Source organism: Phaeobacter gallaeciensis DSM 26640 (assembly GCF_000511385.1).
Classification (GTDB): domain Bacteria; phylum Pseudomonadota; class Alphaproteobacteria; order Rhodobacterales; family Rhodobacteraceae; genus Phaeobacter; species Phaeobacter gallaeciensis.
This window is the reverse complement of the sequence record NC_023137.1, coordinates 1501918-1518145: the sequence shown is the minus strand read 5'-3', so window position 1 is coordinate 1518145 and position 16228 is coordinate 1501918. Positions and strand designations below refer to the sequence as shown.

General features: G+C 60.7%; 11 protein-coding genes. 4 read left to right on the top strand and 7 right to left on the bottom strand.

The genetic code is table 11. The features are described 5' to 3' along the window. Position 1: 1 nt before the first annotated feature. Positions 2–1663, bottom strand: a complete 1662-nt coding sequence (gene secD / locus GAL_RS07310; protein WP_024096948.1) for a protein translocase subunit SecD — start codon at positions 1661–1663, stop codon at positions 2–4. Positions 1664–1697: 34 nt separating this feature from the next. Then, positions 1698–1982, bottom strand: a complete 285-nt coding sequence (gene yajC / locus GAL_RS07305; RefSeq protein ID WP_024096947.1) for a preprotein translocase subunit YajC — start codon at positions 1980–1982, stop codon at positions 1698–1700. 179 nt (positions 1983–2161) lie between these two features. Between yajC and GAL_RS21920 the strand changes: the two genes are divergently transcribed. Together GAL_RS21920 and serS are read left to right on the top strand one after the other, a co-directional pair. Further along, positions 2162–3658 carry a pentapeptide repeat-containing protein gene (locus GAL_RS21920; RefSeq protein ID WP_024096946.1) on the top strand — a complete coding sequence of 499 codons (1497 nt, stop codon included), beginning with the start codon at positions 2162–2164 and terminating at the stop codon, positions 3656–3658. Between the two features lie 109 nt (positions 3659–3767). After that, on the top strand, positions 3768–5060 hold the full coding sequence (serS, locus tag GAL_RS07295) for a serine--tRNA ligase (protein ID WP_024096945.1): 1293 nt from the start codon (positions 3768–3770) through the stop codon (positions 5058–5060). An 87-nt stretch (positions 5061–5147) separates the two neighbouring features. Here serS and GAL_RS07290 read toward each other — a convergent pair whose 3' ends face one another. From GAL_RS07290 to GAL_RS07270, 5 genes are all read right to left on the bottom strand, one after another. Then, entirely contained in the window at positions 5148–5846 is a 699-nt protein-coding gene (locus GAL_RS07290) for a helix-hairpin-helix domain-containing protein (protein WP_024096944.1), read from the bottom strand. Continuing rightward, entirely contained in the window at positions 5843–6856 is a 1014-nt protein-coding gene (locus GAL_RS07285) for a fatty acid desaturase (protein ID WP_024096943.1), read from the bottom strand. Before GAL_RS07285 ends, GAL_RS07290 begins: the two co-directional genes overlap by 4 nt. A gap of 302 nt (positions 6857–7158) precedes the next feature. Further along, positions 7159–8619, bottom strand: coding sequence for a ribosome biogenesis GTPase Der (der, locus tag GAL_RS07280; RefSeq protein ID WP_040104004.1), 1461 nt, complete (start codon positions 8617–8619; stop codon positions 7159–7161). Positions 8620–8718: 99 nt separating this feature from the next. After that, positions 8719–10041, bottom strand: a complete 1323-nt coding sequence (locus tag GAL_RS07275) for a PQQ-like beta-propeller repeat protein (protein ID WP_024096941.1) — start codon at positions 10039–10041, stop codon at positions 8719–8721. Positions 10042–10106: 65 nt separating this feature from the next. Next, complete coding sequence (locus tag GAL_RS07270) at positions 10107–10778, bottom strand: tetratricopeptide repeat protein (RefSeq protein WP_024096940.1); 672 nt, start codon at positions 10776–10778, stop codon at positions 10107–10109. Positions 10779–11075: 297 nt separating this feature from the next. Here GAL_RS07270 and GAL_RS07265 point away from each other — a divergent pair, with 297 nt between their 5' ends. Both GAL_RS07265 and GAL_RS07260 read left to right on the top strand, forming a co-directional pair. Continuing rightward, positions 11076–12368: an efflux RND transporter periplasmic adaptor subunit gene (locus GAL_RS07265; RefSeq protein WP_024096939.1), complete on the top strand. Its 1293-nt coding sequence runs from the start codon at positions 11076–11078 to the stop codon at positions 12366–12368. Then, complete coding sequence (locus tag GAL_RS07260) at positions 12365–16165, top strand: efflux RND transporter permease subunit (RefSeq protein WP_024096938.1); 3801 nt, start codon at positions 12365–12367, stop codon at positions 16163–16165. Before GAL_RS07265 ends, GAL_RS07260 begins: the two co-directional genes overlap by 4 nt. Positions 16166–16228 lie beyond the last annotated feature (63 nt).

The following is a 16228-nucleotide window of genomic DNA, read 5'->3' as shown; positions in this document are numbered from 1 at the left end:
ATCAGACCTCGATCGTTTTCGGACGGCGCCGTTCAAACCACATCACGATGATCACCCGCGTCACGAAGATCGCAGTGAACACCGACGTCATGATCCCCAGCCCCAGCGTAATCGCAAAGCCGCGCACCGGGCCAGAGCCCATGGCGAACAGGATCACCGCCGTGATGAAGGTTGTGATATTGGCGTCAAGAATGGCGCTCAGCGCCTTGGAATAGCCCTCATCGATGGCCCGTGCAGGACCCCGACCAGCCTTCAGCTCCTCGCGGATCCTCTCAAAGATCAGCACATTGGCATCCACCGCCATACCAACCGTCAGAACAATACCCGCGATGCCCGGCAGGGTCAGCGTCGCGCCAATCAGGCTCAGCGCGCCAAAAATCAGGCCGATGTTGAGGATCAGCGCGACATTCGCAAAGAGGCCAAACAGACCATAACTCAGCGCCATGAACACCAGCACCCCGACGAAGGCCACAATCGTCGCGACCTTACCGGCGTCAATGCTGTCCTGACCCAGTTCCGGGCCGATGGTGCGCTCTTCCAGGAATTCCAGCCCCGCAGGCAAGGCACCTGCGCGCAGCAGGATCGCCATATTGGTGCTTTCCTCAATGGTGAAATTGCCAGTGATGATCCCGGAACCACCTGCAATATGCGCCTGAATGACCGGGGCGGAGACCACCTCCTCATCCAGAACAATCGCAAAGGGAGAGCCGATGTTTTCCGCCGTATAGTCACCGAACTTGCGCGCGCCTGTGGTGTTGAAGCGGAAGCTGACCGCCGGGCGGCCGTTCTGATCAAACGACGGCTGCGCATCCACCAACTCCTCACCGGTCACAACCGGCGCGGCCTCAACGGTGTAGAACACGCCGTCCTCATCAAGCGACGGCACAACCTTGTTGCCCACGCCCGCATTGGCGTCGGCATCGCTGCCACGGCCCACAACCGGGTTAAAGGTCAGCTGCGCGGTGGTGCCAATGATTTCCTTCAGTTCAGACGCAGAGCCGATGCCCGGCACCTGGATCAGGATCCGGTCGCTGCCCTGGCGCTGAATGGTCGGCTCACGCGTGCCCACCTCGTCGATCCGGCGGCGGATGATTTCCAGCGCCTGCCGCACCGTGCGGTCATCAGAGGCCAGCTTCTCCTGCTCGCTCAGCTCCACCGTCAGAATGTCACCGGTCCCGGACACGGTGATATCCGTGGCCCCGGCGCCGGTCAGGCTGGTGATCGGATTGGCCAGGGCGCGGACAACCTCCAGCGCGCGGGCCATGCCCTCGGGCTTGGAGATCTTCAGACGAATCTGCCCCTCCGGTGCCTGCTGGCGGCGGAAGGTGCCAACCTCAGCGCGTTCAGGGCGCAGCGCGTCACGCACCTCAGGCCAGAGCGCATCCATCCGCGCAGCGTACACATCCGCGACCTTCACCTCGGCCAGAAGATGCGCGCCACCGCGCAGATCCAGACCCAGGTTGACCAGCGACGACGGCAGGAAGGACGGCCATTGTTCCGCCACCTCCAGCCGCTCGGGGCTCTCGCCCTTGGCGATTATTTCGGCGGCGGCGTCATTGGCCTGCTCGACGCGCGTGTAAAACGCATTTGGCAGGGCAAGCAAAAGGCCGGTCACACAGACCAGCCAGATGAGAACCCGCTTCCAGAGATCAATTTGCAGCATTGCCCTGCCTTTTCAGTTGGTTAAGCGGGGCTACTTACGCTGCCGGCTCGGTCTTGTTCAGAACCTGTGCGATGGTGGTTTTGATCACGCGGATTTTGACACCCTCGGCGATTTCCACTTCGATTTCACCATCTTCCTTGACCTTGGCCACCTTGCCGATGATGCCGCCCTGGGTCACCACCTGATCGCCACGGCGCAGCGCTTCGACCATCGCCTGATGCGTCTTGAGCTTTTTCTGCTGCGGACGGATCAGCAGGAAATACATGATACCAAAGATCAGAATGAGCGGGAGAAACTGGGCGAGTGCGCCACCTTCCATGGGATATTCCTTCTGTGTGACAGGCGCTTCAGACGCCCTTAATTTTGCAGGGGAACCTATGCGCTGACCGGTGGCTTTGCAAGGCTAAGGGAGCCTTATCTGATACCGCAAACGCCGTTGACCCGATGCAGGCGCGGTGAGAGGGTGATCGCATCCTATTTCAGAACCAGATTGCCCGTATGACCGAACTTACTCTGCCAATTGATCCCAAGTATTTTTGGGCGATTGTTACCCTCACCGGTTTCGCACTCGCGGTGATCTGTGTCTATGCAGTCATGCCCCGCACGGAGGGCAAGCATACCGATCCGCTGGATCGCCTGAAAATCTATCTCGGGGCGGCGCAGATACCTGACGGGCTGTTTCTGATGCTTGCCCTGATGTGGATTTGCCTTTTTCTGGCACTGTTTGGTGGCCTGCTGCTGATGCTGTGGGAGCTGATCTGGTTTGCGGTCCCTCAAAATCCGGCGGCAGAGGCATCTGCCCGTTTCGCCTTGCTGCGATTGGCGGCGATGACCGCGACTCTTGGCGCGGTGGTGGCGCTGCCTTTCACCCTGATCCGGATCCGACTGACGCGCGAGGCCAACAAGACTGCTGATGAATCCCTGTTCAACGACAAGATCAACGCCGCCACCGAAGACCTGCACGCCATGCGCCAGCGCTGGGACGCAGAGCGGAAACAAAATATCTGGGAAGATGACATAACCCGGCGCAACGCCGCCATCGATCGACTGGAAGGGCTGGTGAACGAGCGTCCCGACACAGCGCCCCGAGTGTCGCGACTGCTCAGCGTTTATGTGCGCGAACTCTCTCGCGAGGTGCCACCAGAGATACCGCCAAAGGATGCGACCCCTGTGGAATTGCAAAATTGGGCATTTGAATTAACGGTCAAACGATCCGACATGGAAAATGCGGTGCGGGTTCTAGGCCGGTTAAAACAGATAGAAGGAGTGTGTCCTAACGAAATAACCATCGATCTACGACAAGCCAATCTTCAGAAGTTCGACCTAGGCGGACTGCAATTTTCCGGAGCCAGACTTGCTGAGACACACATGCAAGGGGCGGGCTTCAACGGCGCACAATTACAAGAAACAAATCTGTACTACGCCCAAATGCAGTGGGCAGATTTTCACAAGGCACATATGGAGAAAGCCGACCTATCTGCTGCATGTATGCAGGGCGGGCATTTCGTTGAAGCACAGATGCAGGAGGCCGACCTTAACTTTGCAAAATTGCATTGGGCTGATCTTAGCGGTGTCAATTTGCAAAGAGCGGACCTAAGCCACGCGCAGTTGCGGCTAACAGACTTGAGTGGGGCACTTTTACAAGGAGTCGACCTCAGCGCTGCTCATATGGATGGCGCGGACCTCTACCAAGCACAGTTACAAGGGGCCAATTTGAGCAGTGCACTGTTTGGCACTCACACAAAAATCAGTGGAGCAGAACTCTCGGCTAGTTTGCTGTACGGTATTGATCTCTCCAACCAAGAAATTGAATTTGAACAAATCAGAAGTGGTTTTGGAACTGCAGGCACCGTCCTGCCTGGCGGAGACGGGCCGAATAGCCCTAACTGGCCCGCCCATTGGCCAACACTGAGAATGACTGCAATTGAAGCAAGAAATGAATGGGAAAAATGGCAGGCAGACCCCGACAACTACACGCCTCCCCCCGCCCCCTAACGTGCCATCCCACAACACCCCGGCGGCAAAACCTCGCGCCCCCTTCCCCTTCCCGCCCCCATCCGGCATATGCTGGCGGCACTGATTCAACGCTTTAGGAGCAACCCCCATGCATGACATCCGCGCGATCCGCGAGAACCCTGCCGCTTTTGACGCCGCTTTGGCGCGGCGTGGGGATGCGGCGATGTCCTCTGACATCCTGGCGCTGGATGAATCCCGCCGGGCCAAGATCCAGGCGGCTGAAACCGCGCAGGCCGATCAGAACAAGGCGGCCAAAGCCATTGGCGCGGCCAAGGCCAAGGGGGATGACGCCGAATTCGAACGTCTGCGCGCCGAGGTGGCCGGCAAGAAAGCCGAAGTCGCCGCCCTGCAGACCGAGGCCAAGGAGCTGGACGCCAAGCTCACCGACGTGCTGGCCCGCATTCCCAACCTGCCGGCCGAGGACGTGCCAGCGGGCGCGGATGAGGACGACAATGTCGAGGTCAGCAAATGGGGGGCGATCCCCAATTTCTCCTTCGACCCCAAAGAACACTTTGAGATCAAGGGTGTCGCGGCGGCGATGGATTTTGAAACCGCCGCAAAGATCTCCGGCTCCCGCTTTGTCCTGCTGAAAGGCGCTGTGGCCCGCATCCACCGCGCGCTGGCGCAGTTCATGGTCGACACCCATGTGGATGAGAACGGCCTCACGGAGGTAAACTCCCCGGTACTGGTGCGTGACGAGGCGATGTATGGCACCGATAAGCTGCCGAAATTCGGCGATGACAGCTATCAGACCACCAATGGCTGGTGGCTGGTCCCCACCTCCGAGGTGCCGCTGACCTATTCCGTCGCGGGCGACATGCTGGACGAGGCGGCCCTGCCGATCCGCATGACCGCCCATACGCTCTGCTTCCGCTCCGAGGCGGGCAGCGCGGGCAAAGACACCTCCGGCATGCTGCGCCAGCACCAGTTCGAGAAGGTGGAGATGGTCTCCATCGTGCATCCGACCCAATCCGATGATGAGCAAAAGCGCATGCTGCGCTGCGCGGAAGGTCTCTTGGAGAAGCTGGGCGTGCCCTATCGCACCGTGGTGCTCTGCACCGGGGACATGGGCTTTGGCGCGCGCCGCACCTTTGACATTGAGGCCTGGGTGCCCGGTCAGAACACCTACCGCGAGATTTCCTCTGTCTCCACCACCGGTGATTTTCAGGCCCGTCGCATGAATGCGCGGTTCAAACCCGCCGATGGCGGCAAACCGGAATATCTGCACACGCTGAACGGCTCTGGTCTGGCGGTCGGGCGCTGCCTGATTGCGGTGCTGGAAAACGGTCAGCAGGAAGACGGCTCCGTCAAACTGCCCGAGGTTCTGGCCCCCTATCTGGGCGGTCGTTTGACCCTGACGGCGGAGGGCGCGTTGGTTTAAGAACCACGCGCAACCTCTTAACAAACAGTAAAAACCGACGCCTCACAGCGTCGGTTTTCTTCATTCTCAGCCCTGCGCCCGGCAGCACTACTTCTTTTTCTTAGACTTCACAGCAACGCCCGGATCAGGCTGCTTTTTCGCCACGGATTTCTTGGCTGCGTCTTTTTTGGCTGACGCTTTCTTGGTCGGCGCCTTTGGGGACGCATCTTTCTTGCCACTGTCTTTCTTCCCGCTGTCTTTTGAGGGCGCCTCTTTCTTCGGGTTATGCTTAGCCTCAAGGATCGCCTTCGCCTTGGCCTTTTCTTTCTCAATCGCGCGTTTGGCCTTGGCCTTCACCCGCTTGGCCTTCGCCTTGGCTTTCACCTTTGCGGCGGCAAATTCCTCGGCGAGCGCAGCGGCTTTCTTCGCGGATTTTTTTGCTTTCAGCACAGCTTTCTCCGCCTTGGCTTCCGCTGCACGACGGGCAGCCTCAGCCGCGGCAAGGGCTGAACTGAGCTTATCTGCCTCGGCACGGTCAACGGATTTCTCCTGCACTGCACCATTCGGCATCGCTGGAGCATCTCCGTTGGCACGGCGGGCAGGTTTGCCCTGCTCTGGACTGGTTTCCCCATGAGCTTTCTTTGCTTCTGCGGACAATCTCGCCGCGCGCAGCTTGCCGATCCGTGGGATCTTGCTCAGCTCCTGCGGCGATTTCCCCGCCACAGTCTCAATCGTGGCGTAGCCGTTTTCCGATAGGATCCGCGCCAGCGCGGGGCCGACACCAGGAAGTTTGGCAATAGATGTCATGAAGGCTCCTGCGTGTTGGTTTGTCCTGTGGCCGTGGTCAGTGCCCCCGGCACATTCCCGGGCGGAAACGGAACCAGCCGCTGTTGATCTTCGTCCCAGAGCTTTAGCCCCATAGCGCGGATCGCCTCAGCAAACTTGATCCGGCGTGGTGCGATCTCCGGCGGCAGGTTGTGATGGCAGCGACGCAGCCGGTAGCTGGGAATGCGGGCGTTGAAATGATGGATATCATGGAGCGTGATATTGGCGACTGCAAAGTCAAAAAACCAGCCAAAATCGAGACAGGAGGATCCCTGAAGGGCCGCGACCTGCGGATTGAGGTCAGGTCGGCGGTCCCAATAAGTGTCCTCGAAGTTATGCTGAAGATAGACCAGAAAGACACCGATCATACCGCCAAGAAAGGAAAACCCCAGCCAGACCAGCACGCCTGTTGCCCCCGCAACGGCATAGAGCAGCGCAAGCAACAGCACGATCACCGCATTATGCAGGATCACCCCCAACACCCCAAAGCGCAGCGTGTTCTTTGGCCAACGGTAGCGGATAAAATAGGTAAACGCCGCCCCCAGTGGCACCAGCACAAGCGGATTGCGATAGAGCCGATAGGCCACTCGCTGCGCCCAGCCCGCCGCCTGCCATTCGCGCAGCGTCATGGTGTGGATCTCACCGGATTCGCGGTGCTCCAAGTTGCCGACATAGGCGTGATGCTCATTGTGGTTCTGTTTCATCACCTCAAACGGGGCAAAGGTGAACGGCGACAGCACATGACCGGCAATCTCGTTCTGCTGCCGGGTTTCAAACAGCGAATGATGCCCGGTGTCATGTTGCAGCACGTAAAGCCGCACCGCTGCAAAGGCAAAAACCACCCCTGCAGGCAGCATCAGATACCAGGTTTCTGCGTAGCGGATCGCAACCGTCAGCGACAAAAAGTAGACTGCAAATGTGCCGAAATAGCTGAGTGCAGCCAGCCGGTTGTCCTTGTCACAATATGTCCGCGTATATGCTCTCAAATCCATGGGATGTTCCCTAGAGACGCAGTGTGACGCCACGATGACGCGACCCAATGGTGATCTGCCACCAAGCGCGCAGCACACCGACGCCACGGTTAATACCCCGGTCATGGCCGCTCTGCGCCCTACAAACTTGGCAACAGCCCGCCGGTATTTCAATAAATTACAGTGAAGCCTAGCAAGGCCAATGGCTTGGGGTCAAATTCTACATCGCCAGCGCAAGCGCAAACCCGCGCTTGCCATGAAAAAAGGCAGCCTTCGAAATGGAAAGCTGCCTCTTGTCGCTGTAGGGGGGGGCCGCTGCGCGCTTAGTTGCGGCGGCCATCCAGATGTTTGCGCAGCTTCGACGGCGGCGCCTTTTTCTTGCCCTTGTAGGGGTTCTTGTCCGACTGCGAGCGCAGCGTCAGACGGATCGGCGTGCCAGGCATATCAAAATCCTGCCGCAACCCGTTGACCAGATAGCGATTGTAACTCTCAGGCATCTTGTCGGGATGTGAACACATCACCACAAAGCCCGGCGGGCGGGTCTTGGCCTGGGTCATGTAGCGCAGCTTGATGCGCTTGCCCTGTGGGGCGGGCGGCGGGTGCTGTTCCAGCATTCCCGTCAGCCAGCGGTTCAGCGCCGCGGTTGGCACCCGGCGGTTCCAGACGTCATAGGCGCGCATGATCGCTGCGTGCAAACGGTCCAGCCCCTTGCCGGTCTTTGCCGAAACCGTGATCAGCGGCGCGCCGCGCAGCTGCGGCAGCAACCGGTCAAAGGCTTCCTTGAGGTTGCGCAGTTTTTCCTGCTTCTCATCCTCAATATCCCATTTGTTGACCGCGACCACCACCGCGCGGCCTTCCCGCTCGGCCAGATCGGCAATGCGCAGATCCTGCTGCTCAAACGGGATCGCAGCATCCAGCAGGACCACCACGACCTCGGCAAATTTCACCGCGCGCAGACCGTCAGAAACCGAAAGCTTCTCCAGCTTCTCCTGCACCTTGGCCTTCTTGCGCATACCCGCAGTATCAAAGATGCGCATCGGCACATCTTGCCAGTCGATCTGAAGCGAAATCGCATCGCGGGTGATCCCCGCCTCAGGCCCGGTCAGCAGGCGATCCTCGCCCAGGATCTTATTGATCAGGGTGGATTTGCCCGCGTTCGGACGGCCCACAACAGCCACTTGCAACGGTTTGTTGCGGGTCGGCATCGGCACCAACAGATCTTCTTCGTCGGCGTCTTCATCCAGAATGACGTCAATCTCGGGGCTGTCATCTTCCGCGCGTTTTTCAAACTCATCCGCCAGCGGCATCAGCTGCGAATAAAGGTCATTCAGACCTTCGCCATGCTCGCCAGACAGGCGGATCGGCTCACCCAGACCCAAGCCCCAGGCATCCAGAACGCCGGCATCGGCGGCATTGCCCTCCGCCTTGTTGGCGGCCAGAATCACATGGGCGGATTTCTTGCGCAGGATCTCTGCAAACATCTGATCCACCGGGGTCACGCCAACGCGGGCATCCACCATGAACAGGCAGATATCGGCCATATCAACAGCCCGCTCGGTCAGGCGGCGCATCCGCCCCTCAAGCGAGTTGTCGGTGGCATCTTCCAGACCGGCGGTATCCACCACGGTAAAGCGCAGATCGCCCAGTCGCGCCTCGCCCTCGCGCAGATCGCGCGTGACGCCGGGCTGGTCATCCACCAGCGCCAGCCGCTTGCCGACGAGACGATTGAACAATGTGGATTTGCCCACATTCGGGCGGCCCACAATAGCGAGGGTAAAAGACATCAGACCAACTTTCTGCGATTCAGACGCGCCCCATAGCGCATCTGCGCGCGCCCTGCCAGAGCACATCGCTGCGTAAATCTCTCCTACCGCATCAAAACGCTATCGGAAAGCGTGCAATTCACCCTTGGTGGACACAACATAAAGCGTGCCATTCACCACAACAGGCGCTGTGCTGGCACCGCCCGGCACCGCCACGCTGCGCAGCAGTGCGCCGCTTTCGGGGCTGAAGAAGCGCAGGAACCCGTCATTTGAGGCCACAACCACCTGACCACCGGCCATAACCGGCCCGTGATGGGCCACCACTGCGCCGCGTTTACGGGGTTTATCCTTGAGGTATCCGGGCAGATCCGTCGCCCAGACCCCCGCGCCACTGTCCGCATCCAGCCGCACCAGCTGGCCAAGGTCGCTGATCAGGAACACATTGCCCGCAATCGCCCAGACCGGATCCACTGCCCCATGGGGCGCGGTCCACAGCCGGTCACCGCTGCCAAGGTCGAAGGCCGCTGTTCGCCCGGACTGGTTGCCCACATACATCCGGTTGCCGGACACAACAGGCGCGCCGGTGACATCGCTGATGCGGGAAATTGTCCGCCCGATCCGCTTACCCGCCACGGAGGCGTTCCAGCGCCGCAGACCGCCCTTGCGGAAGGTCGCGGTCAGATCACCCGAGCCAAAGGCGAAGATCGCCAGATCAGAGGTGACCGCAGGCGCTGGTGCGCCCAGAATGTTCGAGGGGCTGGGAGTGGCCTGAACCTGCCAGGCAATACGGCCATCCTTGGCATGCACCGCCCAGCCGGTATCATCCCCGGCCACCAGATAGACCAGACCGTCGCGCACCGTTGGCTGACCAGAGCCGGTGGCCTCCAGTTCTTGCCGCCAGATCGTAGCGCCGCTGGCCGCATCCAGCGCGGTCAGCACGCCATAGCCCGATGAGACATAAAGCACGCCACCATCATAGGCCAAACCGCCACCGGTGGCCTGCCCTGAACTGTCAGACGCAGGCAGCAACTCGCTTTGCCACTGCAGCGCCCCTGCTGGGCTGACGGCGGAGACTTTGGCACCGCTGTCCAGCGTGTAGATGCGGCCATCGCCCACTACGGGTGTGGCAGTGATGCGCTGGCGGCGGCTGTCACCGTCGCCGATAGAGGTGGACCAGATTGCGCGCGGCGCAGCGGCCAGCGCCGGATGGGCGGGGCGCAGCCCTTCAATGCCCGGCCCCTGTGGCCAGCTCGCGTTGTTGCGCGTTGCAGGCAGCGCAATGGCGCGGGATTCATTGCTGACCACGGTGACGCTGTCATCGCGCAGATCCAGACGCTCACCGCGCAGGATGACCTCAGGCTCGGCGCAGGCGGACAGGATCAACGCCAATGCGCTCCCAGTCAGAATGCCCCTCGCGCCCCAAAAGCTTGTTACTGCCGTCATTGCCCTGCCCCATTACTGCACTTTTACTGCACGTTGTCTTAGCGCCCATCGGCGCCGAATTGATCTTAGCCTTCTGTCGCCGCCACCGGCTCCAGCGCTCCCCCAAGCGCCACAATCACTTGCGAAGCACGGTCTTTCAAGTCCGAGGTGACACCGGCGGAGGCAATAATCTCCTGCAACCGCGAAATGGCAGCGTCAGTGTTGTTCTCTTCGATATCAATCAGCGCAAGCTGTTCCTGTGCCAGCAGCGCCAGCGGCGCGCCGGGTTGGGCCAGCGCCTCGAACTGGATCCGGCGATCTGCGGCTGGCAGGCTCTCCTGTTGCAGACCAAGCGCCTTGAAGGTCGCGATGTGACGATAAATCAGTGGCATCTCACCATTGCGCGCAACTGCATTCAGGCGCTCAACAGCCGCCGCACGGTCTCCGGCATCGGCCAAGGCACCCGCCTGCAACAACTTCAGAACGGTATCGCCACCGGCAGTCTCAGCGCTGATTGCATCCAGCGCCGTCGCCCGTGCGGCACTGTCATCACTGTCCAGCGCGGCAATCATCTGATCGCCAAGCGCCTGCGATGCAGCTTCGGTCTGGGCGCGATTATATTCACGCAACGCCGCCCCACCCACGATCAGCACCACCGCAACGCCGCCGATCCAGCCATAACGTTTGAGCATCTTGAACAGGCGATCGCGGCGGACCTCTTCTGTCACCTCATCGATAAAGCTGTCGGTGTCGCTCATGAAAATGTCCCTGGCAGATCCGACAACCGCCCCCGCAGCCGCCGGAAAGTTTCCTGTGTTCTGCTTCTCTTACAGTGCAACCGATGCCAAGCCAAGTGGCCGTGATACCCCGGCGTGGGCACAAACTGCTCCAAAAAGGCAAAAAATGTGAACTGAACTACAGAGTTTAGTATGGACAATACTTATATCGCGCATATCACTTAGCGCCAGTTCGCCCGAACATACCCATTAATGGTATGATTGTTGAGTGGCTCTATATGTCCCGAATGGGATGAATATGTATTAGGAAGGCCCAAGATGCGTGTAATTCCACTGATGACTGCTGCTGTAGTGACAGCAGGCCTGTATTATGCCGTGATTGAGCGGGATGCGCTTTTGGCCTTTGCCCGTGGCGAGCAGATCAGCGATGAGACCGCCTCCGCCGATGCCTCCGCCCCGTCCGACGCCCCCAAAACAACGGCCACGGCAGCAGAGACTGCGGCCGCGCGGGCCACCAGCGCTGACAAGACCGGCAATTCAGGCGTCGGCGTAGTTGCCCTGCGCAGCACCGCCCGCGGCATCGACAGCGCGGTTGTCCTGCGCGGGCAGACTCAAGCTATTCGCCAAGTCGAAGTCCGCTCCGAAACCACCTCCACCGTGTTGTCCGAACCGCTGCGCAAGGGCGCGCAGGTGAAGGCAGGCGATCTTCTGTGCAAGCTGGATCCCGGCACGCGCCCCTCCACCCTGTTGGAAGCTAGGGCCCGGCTGAGCGAGGCGAAAATCCGTGTCCCCGAAGCGCAGGCCCGTCTGGACGAGGCCCGCGCCCGCCTCAAGGAAGCGCAGATCAATCTGACAGCAGCCGCTAAACTCTCCGAGGGCGGCTTTGCCTCTGAAACCCGTCTTGCCTCCTCGCAGGCGGCGGAACGCTCCGCCGTGGCTGGCGTGGCCACTGCTGAAACCGGTCTGGAAACCACCAGCGCGGGGATTGAGGCCGCCTCTGCCCAGGTTGCCGCCGCCGAGAAGGAGCTGGCGCGTCTGGACATTCTGGCCCCCTTCGACGGGCTGCTGGAAAGCGACACCGCCGAGCTGGGCAGCCTGATGCAGCCCGGCAGCCTTTGCGCCACCGTGATCCAGTTGGAGACCATCAAGCTGGTCGGCTATGTGCCCGAAACCGAGGTGAACCGCGTCACCATCGGCGCGGGCGCGCGGGCAGAACTGGCCAATGGCCGAAATGTTGAGGGCAAAGTGACCTTTATCAGCCGCTCCGCCGACCCGACCACCCGCACCTTCGAGGTGGAAATCACCGTGCCCAACCCTGATCTTGCGATCCGCGACGGCCAGACCGCCGATATCGTAATCTCAGCCGAGGGCGCCAAGGCGCACTACCTTCCTCAGTCGGCGCTGACCCTGAATAATGACGGCCAATTGGGCGTGCGTGTGGTAAAAGATGACATGACCGTCGGGTTCTACCCGATCCAGCTGCTGCGCGACGAAGCCAGCGGCGTTTGGGTGGGCGGCTTGCCGGAGAAGGCCGACGTGATTGTTGTGGGACAAGATTTTGTTGTTGCGGGCGTCTCTGTCGCGCCCACCTATAAAGAGGTATCCCAATGACCGGTATCGTCAGCTGGGCCGCAGAACGGGCCCGTATGATCCTGGCATTCATTGCCATCTCGCTACTGGTCGGCGGCTTTGCCTATGCCAGCCTCCCGAAAGAGGGCGAACCGGACATCGAAATTCCGGCTCTGTTCATCTCCGTCCCCTTCCCCGGCATCTCTGCCGAGGATGCCGAAACGTTGCTGGTCAAGGTGATGGAGACTGAGCTGGCGGATCTGGACGGGCTCGATAAAATGTCCTCCACCGCTGCCGAAGGCTATGGCGGTGTGGCGCTGGAGTTTGATTTCGGCTGGGACAAGACCGCCATCATGGCAGACGTCCGCGATGCGATGGATGCCGCTGAGGCGGATTTCCCCGAAGGCGCTGAGAAATATTCGATCAACGAGATCAACTTCTCCGAATTCCCCATCGTCATTGTCAACCTGACCGGCGCCGTGCCGGAACGGACAATGGCTCGGATCGCCAAGGACCTGCAGGACGACCTTGAAGCGCTCGAACCGGTGCTTGAGGCCGGGATCGCCGGTAATCGCGACGAGATGGTCGAGGTGCTGATCGATCCCCTGCGGCTGGAAGCCTATAACGTCACGGCGCTTGAGCTGATCACCGTTGTGCAGAACAACAACCAGCTGATCGCCGCGGGCGAAGTCGAGAGCAATCAGGGCACCTTCTCGGTGAAGATCCCCTCCTCCTTTGACGACGTGCGCGATATCTATGAGCTGCCGATCAAGACCAATGGCGACCGCGTGGTCACCCTGGGAGAACTCGCCACCATCAATTTCACCTTCGAGGACCGTCGCGGCACCGCCCGGTTCAACGGTGAGGACACCGTTGCCCTGCAGGTGGTGAAGCGGAAAGGCTACAACCTGATCGACACCGTTGATCTGGTGAAGGAAACGCTAGCTGAAGCCAAGACCAAATGGCCGCCGGAATTGACAGCAGCCGTCTCCGTCGGCACCTCAAACGATCAAAGCCGCGTCGTGGCCTCCATGGTCGGCCAGCTGGAAGGCTCGGTTCTGACCGCCGTCGCACTGGTGATGATTGTGGTGCTGTCAGCGCTTGGCAGCCGGGCGGCCCTGCTGGTCGGCTTTGCGATCCCGACCTCCTTCCTGCTGTGCTTTGCGCTGCTGGCTGTGATGGGGATCAGCATCTCCAACATCGTGATGTTTGGTCTGATCCTTGCGGTGGGCATGCTGGTGGATGGCGCCATCGTGGTGGTTGAATACGCGGACAAACGCATCAAGGAAGGCACCGGCCCGATGCACGCCTATGTCGAGGCGGCGCAGCGCATGTTCTGGCCGGTGGTCTCCTCCACCGCGACCACGCTCTGCGCCTTCCTGCCGATGCTGTTCTGGCCCGGCGTTCCCGGTGAATTCATGGGCATGCTGCCGGTCACCCTGATCTTTGTTCTGTCGGCGTCTCTGGTGGTGGCACTGATCTACCTGCCGGTCATGGGCGGTGTCACCGGCCGGATGAGCCGCCTGTTTGAAAACCTCTCCGATGGGCTGCGTGCCGTTGCCCCCTGGTGGCTGCGGGCGGCTCTGGTGCCCGTGATGCTCTGGGGCATGTTTGCAGGCGCGATGCAGATGCTGAATGGCAGCTACCTGCTGCCTGCGGATGTGCCGGATGTGGCCGCGCTGATCTTTGGCGCGTTGGTCTTTGTTCTGGCCTCCTTCGGCGCCTCTGTCACGCTGGGCGCTACCAGCCTGCAAAGGTCGGAAAAATCGGTCAACGCCGGTTACAAACACACGCCCTTTGGCCATTTCATTAAGTTCATCGTTGGCAATCCGGTAATGCCCCTCGTCGCAATCGGGGCTGTTGCCTTCTCCATCATGACCGTTTTCACACTGTTCTCGACCAACAACTACGGCGTTGAGTTCTTTGTCGAATCCGAACCGGAACAGGCCACCGCCTATGTCCGGGCACGTGGCAATACCTCGCTGATGGAAGAGGATGAGATGGTGCGCCAGACCGAACAGGTCATCCTGTCGCATCCGGCGGTGGTCAATGTCTTCTCCTTTGCAGGTGAAGGCGGGCTCAACACCGATGCCTCCGGCGCGCAGACACCGCCCGACACCGTGGGTCAGGTGCAGTTCGAGATCATCCCCTGGGAGGATCGCCCGACCCAGACTGAAACCTGGTTCAACGGCTGGTTCACCCACGAGGTCACAGCGACCGATTTCGACGGCGACACCGTGATTGAGGAGATCAATACCGAGCTGGCAAAACTGCCCGGTTTCGAAGCTGAGATCCGCGCACTGGCGCAGGGACCTGCCTCTGGCAAGCCGATCCATCTGCGCCTGAAAGGCGACAGCTGGGACACGCTGACTGCCGCTACGCAGGCTGCTCGCGCCCGGTTTGACGAAACCCCCGGTCTGGACCTGATCGAAGACAGTCTGCCCCTCCCCGGCATTGACTGGCAGATCGACGTCGACGTTGAAAAGGCCGGCCGCTACGGCGCCGATGTCGCCACCGTTGGCGCTATGGTGCAGCTGGTCACCCGCGGGATCCTTCTGGATACCATGCGCGTCGACAGCTCGGATGAGGAAATCGAAATCCGCGTCCGCCTGCCGGAAGAGGACCGCGTGCTCTCTACGCTGGATGTGATGAAACTGCGCACCGAAGATGGCCTGGTGCCGCTGTCGAACTTCATCTCCCGCCAGCCAGTGCCGAAACTGGAACAGATCAACCGTGTCCAGCAGCAGCGTTACTACGACGTGAAGGCGGATATCGAACCCGGCCTTTCCAAGGTGGTCATCACCGGCGGGGACAACGGTGCAGAGGAAACGCTGGCCTACGTCAAATCCCTCGCCGAGGGCACCGACACCAGCGCCAGCGACCTGACCGGACCAAGCGGCGCACCGCTGAAGCTGCGCAGCCTCGCCAGCGCTGACAGTCTTGAGGCGGTTCAGACCGCGCTGGACGATGACGCCCGCGTTGTGGCCCTCAATGCCAATGAACGTATCGCCGCCCTGACAGAATGGCTGGACACCGACCCGCTGCCCAAGGACATCACCTGGGAATGGACCGGTGATCAGGAAGAACAGGCCGAATCCGGTGCCTTCCTGATGAAAGCCTTCGCCGGTGCCTTGGCGCTGATGTTCGTGATCCTGCTGGCGCAGTTCAACAGTTTCTATAACTCGGTGCTGGTGCTTCTTGCAGTGGTGCTCTCCACCACCGGCGTGCTGATCGGCATGATGGTAATGCAGCAGCCGTTCTCGATCATCATGACCGGCACCGGTATCGTCGCGCTGGCGGGCATCGTGGTGAACAACAATATCGTTCTGATCGATACCTATCAGGAATACGCCCAGAAGATGCCGCGGATTGAGGCGATCATTCGCACCACCGAGGCGCGCATTCGACCGGTTCTCCTGACCACCATTACCACGATGGCCGGTTTGGCACCGATGATGTTCGGGCTCAGCCTCGACTTCATCAATGGCGGCTATTCGATCGACAGCCCGACCTCGCTGTGGTGGAAACAGCTGGCAACGGCGGTGGTCTTCGGTCTTGGCATCGCAACGATCCTGACGCTGCTGGTCACGCCTTCGCTGCTGGCGATCCGGGTGTGGCTCTGGATCTACGTTGGCGCGCTTGGACGCCTGCTCGCCCGGATCACCCGTGGCCGGTCCAGCCGGATTGCCCGCGATATGCGACTGGCCACCAAGGCCCGCACCCTGCCCACGACGGAAATCCTGTGGGAGGCAGAGCCGAGCCCGGACAGCCCGCAGGCCAAGACACCCGAACGCGACCGCGAAACCCCGCCGTCAACACCACTTCGCGCCGCTGAATAACCCAACAACGCCCCGCCCTCGCGGGGCGTTGTTCGTTTCGGCAGGCAAATCTCCACCGCCAGA

What these genes read in the sequence shown, in the direction of transcription:
- GAL_RS07275 (WP_024096941.1), bottom strand. Translation starts at nt 10,041, where the DNA reads ATGACGGCAGTAACAAGCTTTTGGGGCGCGAGGGGCATTCTGACTGGG.
- GAL_RS07265 (WP_024096939.1), top strand. Translation starts at nt 11,076, where the DNA reads ATGCGTGTAATTCCACTGATGACTGCTGCTGTAGTGACAGCAGGCCTG.
- GAL_RS07290 (WP_024096944.1), bottom strand. Translation starts at nt 5,846, where the DNA reads ATGACATCTATTGCCAAACTTCCTGGTGTCGGCCCCGCGCTGGCGCGG.
- GAL_RS07260 (WP_024096938.1), top strand. Translation starts at nt 12,365, where the DNA reads ATGACCGGTATCGTCAGCTGGGCCGCAGAACGGGCCCGTATGATCCTG.
- serS (WP_024096945.1), top strand. Translation starts at nt 3,768, where the DNA reads ATGCATGACATCCGCGCGATCCGCGAGAACCCTGCCGCTTTTGACGCC.
- yajC (WP_024096947.1), bottom strand. Translation starts at nt 1,982, where the DNA reads ATGGAAGGTGGCGCACTCGCCCAGTTTCTCCCGCTCATTCTGATCTTT.
- GAL_RS07270 (WP_024096940.1), bottom strand. Translation starts at nt 10,778, where the DNA reads ATGAGCGACACCGACAGCTTTATCGATGAGGTGACAGAAGAGGTCCGC.
- secD (WP_024096948.1), bottom strand. Translation starts at nt 1,663, where the DNA reads ATGCTGCAAATTGATCTCTGGAAGCGGGTTCTCATCTGGCTGGTCTGT.
- GAL_RS21920 (WP_024096946.1), top strand. Translation starts at nt 2,162, where the DNA reads ATGACCGAACTTACTCTGCCAATTGATCCCAAGTATTTTTGGGCGATT.
- der (WP_040104004.1), bottom strand. Translation starts at nt 8,619, where the DNA reads ATGTCTTTTACCCTCGCTATTGTGGGCCGCCCGAATGTGGGCAAATCC.
- GAL_RS07285 (WP_024096943.1), bottom strand. Translation starts at nt 6,856, where the DNA reads ATGGATTTGAGAGCATATACGCGGACATATTGTGACAAGGACAACCGG.